The organism is Streptomyces sparsus (genome assembly GCF_054776295.1).
Genome location: NZ_BAAHCA010000670.1, coordinates 1 through 2708, shown reverse-complemented (window position 1 = coordinate 2708; position 2708 = coordinate 1). Strand labels below are relative to the sequence as shown.

4 protein-coding genes are annotated in these 2708 nt (G+C 73.3%); all 4 read left to right on the top strand.

What is annotated here, in order from left to right; all coding sequences use genetic code 11:
* Positions 1-300, top strand: a 300-nt coding sequence (locus ACYVE9_RS21920) for an acyl-CoA carboxylase biotin carboxyl carrier protein subunit (protein WP_461029604.1), incomplete at its 5' end; no start/stop codon positions are given.
* Positions 301-395: 95 nt separating this feature from the next.
* Positions 396-1331, top strand: a complete 936-nt coding sequence (locus ACYVE9_RS21915) for a hydroxymethylglutaryl-CoA lyase (protein WP_461029606.1) — start codon at positions 396-398, stop codon at positions 1329-1331.
* Positions 1332-1337: 6 nt separating this feature from the next.
* A complete protein-coding gene (locus tag ACYVE9_RS21910) occupies positions 1338-2501 on the top strand; it encodes an acyl-CoA dehydrogenase family protein (protein ID WP_461029603.1) in 1164 nt (387 codons plus the stop codon).
* Positions 2502-2531: 30 nt separating this feature from the next.
* Positions 2532-2708, top strand: a 177-nt coding sequence (locus ACYVE9_RS21905; protein ID WP_461029605.1) for a DUF4429 domain-containing protein, incomplete at its 3' end; no start/stop codon positions are given.

Here is a 2708-nt window from a genome sequence, read left to right as displayed (position 1 = left end):
GGCTGGTGGGTGCGCGACCACGACCCGGTGGCCGCGATGCTGCGCGGCGGCGCCGGTGCGCACGGCGACGCGCTCACCGCCCCGATGCCCGGCACCGTCTCCGTGGTGAAGGCCGCGGTCGGGGACAGCGTCACCGCCGGACAGACGCTGGTGGTGGTGGAGGCGATGAAGATGGAGCACGTCATCGCCGCCCCGCACGCCGGCACCGTCACCGCGCTGGACGGCACCGCGGGCAGCACCGTGGCGATGGACCAGGTGCTCGCCGTGGTGGAACCGCTCGCCGAGGAGGACGCCCCGTGACCCCCGCCCCCGACTCTCCCGCCCCGGACCCGTCCACCCCCGACTCACCCGGACCCGGCGCCGCCCCGGTGTCCGCCGGGCCGGAGGGGCTGCCGATGGCCGTGCCGGCGCCCGGGCTGCCCGCCCGGGTCCGCATCCACGAGGTCGGGCCGCGCGACGGACTGCAGAACGAGCAGGCCGTCGTACCCGTCGAGGTGAAGGCCGAGTTCGTGCACCGGCTGGCCGCCGCCGGCCTCACCACCGTGGAGGCCACCAGCTTCGTGCGCCCCGAGTGGGTGCCCCAGCTCGCCGACGCCGAAGCGCTGTTCCCGCAGGTGTCCGCGCTGATGACGGCCCCGCGGGAGGTCCGGCTGCCGGTCCTGGTACCCAACATGCGCGGCCTGCGGCGAGCCCTGGACCTGGGCGCCCGCGACGTCGCCGTGTTCGGCAGCGCCACCGAGTCCTTCGCCCGGGCCAACCTCAACCGCGGCGTGGACGAGTCGCTGGCCATGTTCGAGCCCGTCGTCGCGGCGGCGGCCGAGGCCGGCGCCGCCGTGCGCGGATACCTCTCGATGTGCTTCGGCGACCCGTGGGAGGGCCCGGTGCCGATCGAGAAGGTCGTCGCCGTCGGTCGCCGCCTGCTCGACCTCGGCTGCGACGAGCTGAGCCTGGGCGACACCATCGGCGTCGCCACGCCCGGCCACGTCGGCGCGCTGCTCACCGCCTTCCAGGAGGCCGGCGTCAGCGTCGACCGGCTCGCCGTCCACTTCCACGACACCTACGGCCAGGCACTGGCCAACACCCTTGCCGCCCTCCAGCACGGCGTCACCACCGTGGACGCTTCGGCGGGCGGGCTCGGCGGCTGCCCGTACGCGAAGAGCGCCACCGGCAATCTCGCCACCGAGGACCTCGTCTGGATGCTGCACGGCCTCGGCATCCACACCGGGGTCGACCTCGGCTGTCTCACCGCCACCAGCGCGTGGATGGCCGCCCGGCTGGGCCGGCCCAGCCCGTCACGCACCGTCCGTGCCCTCTCCCACAAGGAGCAGTGAACCGCCATGTCCCTGGACCACCGCCTCACCCCCGAACACGAGGAGCTGCGCCGCACCGTCGAGGCGTTCGCGCACGACGTCGTGGCGCCGAAGATCGGGGACTACTACGAGCGGCACGAGTTCCCCTACGAGATCGTCCGCGAGATGGGGCGCATGGGCCTGTTCGGCCTGCCCTTCCCCGAGGAGTACGGCGGCATGGGCGGCGACTACCTCGCCCTGTGCCTGGCCCTGGAGGAGCTGGCCCGGGTCGACTCCTCGGTGGCCATCACGCTGGAGGCGGGGGTGTCGCTCGGCGCCATGCCGGTCTTCCGCTTCGGCACCGAGGAGCAGAAGCGCGAGTGGCTGCCCCGGCTGTGCTCGGGTGAACTGCTCGGCGCGTTCGGCCTGACCGAGCCGGAGTGCGGCTCGGACGCCGGCGGCACCCGCACCACCGCGGTGCGCGACGGCGACGAGTGGGTGATCAACGGCACCAAGTGCTTCATCACCAACTCCGGCACCGACATCACCGGGCTCGTCACCGTCACCGCGGTCACCGGCCGCAAGGACGACGGTTCCCCGCTGATCTCCTCGATCATCGTGCCGTCCGGCACTCCCGGGTTCACCGTCGCCGCGCCCTACTCCAAGGTCGGCTGGAACGCCTCCGACACCCGGGAGCTGTCCTTCGCCGACGTGCGGGTGCCGGCCGCCAACCTGCTCGGCGAGGAGGGGCGCGGCTACGCCCAGTTCCTGCGCATCCTCGACGAGGGCCGGATCGCCATCTCGGCGCTCGCCACCGGCCTCTCCCAGGGCTGCGTCGACGAGTCGGTGTCCTACGCGAGCACCCGCATGGCCTTCGGGCGGCCGATCGGCGCCAACCAGGCCATCCAGTTCAAGCTGGCCGACATGGAGATGCGTGCCCACACCTCCCGGATCGCCTGGCGGGACGCGGCCTCCCGGCTGCTGGCCGGCGAGCCCTTCAAGAAGCAGGCGGCCATCGCGAAGCTGTACTCCTCGGAGAGCGCCGTCACCAACGCCCGCGAGGCGACCCAGATCCACGGCGGCTACGGCTTCATGAACGAGTACCCGGTGGCCCGCATGTGGCGCGACTCCAAGATCCTGGAGATCGGCGAGGGCACCAGCGAGGTCCAGCGCATGCTGATCGCCCGCGAGTTGGGGATGGACCGGCTCTGACAGCCGGCGGCTGCTGAGACAATCACGGGCATGGCGGAGCTCACTCAGCGCGGCGGAACCTGGACGTTCGACGGCACGGCACTGCGTCTGGTGCCCGGGCGGGGGCGCGGCGTGCACCCGCTGCGCACCGCGCTCGGCGAACTGACCGTGCCGCTGACGGCGGTCGGCGGCGTCTCCTACGAGGCGGGGCGCAAGGGCGGCCGGCTG